General features: G+C 76.9%; 1 protein-coding gene. It reads right to left on the bottom strand.

Annotated features, from left to right (window positions below):
• On the bottom strand, positions 1-831 hold an 831-nt coding region (locus B7767_RS43085; protein WP_256923791.1), incomplete at both ends, for an SDR family oxidoreductase.

The raw sequence follows: 831 nt of genomic DNA, 5'->3' as shown, positions 1-831 counted from the left end.
GGCGCCGAGGAGCCCGGTGTGCCGCAGGGGGTCCTCGGCCTCCAGCCGGGCCAGTTCGTGACGGGCCACCCGCAGCACCACGGGGGGCAGCGCGGCGCGCGCCGCCTGTGCCAGGCGCAGCCAACGGGGCACGTAGACGGCCGTGCTGCGGTGTTCCACCGCCGCTCCGAGCCGGGCGGCGACCTGGTCCGCCGGGTACAGGCGCCGGGCCGGCGGCGGCATGTGGCCGCGCAGCTCCCGCAGCACGGGGTGGCGGTCCGCGTCGCGGATCATGTCGGTGTCGGTCCAGTTCAGGTAGCCGATGCCGACGGCGACACCGTGGTGCGCCACCTCGGCGCGCAGGGAGTGGGCGAAGGCCTCCACGCCCGCCTTGGAGGCGCAGTAGGCGCTCATCATCGGGGCGGCGCCGATCGAGGCCAGCGAGGCGACCTGGAGGTGGTAGCCCTTCGTCGCCAGCAGGTCCGGCAGGAAGGCGCGGGCGGTGGCCGCGCTGCCGGTGAGGTTGACGTCGATCACGCGGCGCCACAGGGCCGGGTCCGAGGTGACGAACGGGCCGCCCTCCGCGATGCCGGCGTTGGCCACCACGGCGGAGGGGGTGCCGAGGTGTGTCCTGACCCGTTCGGCGGCCCGCTCCAGCGCGGCCTCGTCGGTGACGTCGAGCTCGCACACCCACGCCCGCGTGGGCAGGCTCTCCGCCACCGCTTCCAGCCCTGCCCTCTCGTGACCGAGCAGCGCGATCCGGGCGCCGCGCCCGGCGAGGTCGCGGGCCAGGGCGGCGCCGACCCCGCGTGCGGCGCCCGTGACCACGACGGTACGGTCGCGCAGCGGGCC

The sequence above is a fragment of the Streptomyces sp. 13-12-16 genome (assembly GCF_002114215.1).
In the GTDB taxonomy this organism is placed as follows: Bacteria; Actinomycetota; Actinomycetes; order Streptomycetales; family Streptomycetaceae; genus Streptomyces.
Note: the sequence above shows the minus strand (reverse complement) of the source record. Positions and strands in the feature narration are given on the sequence as shown.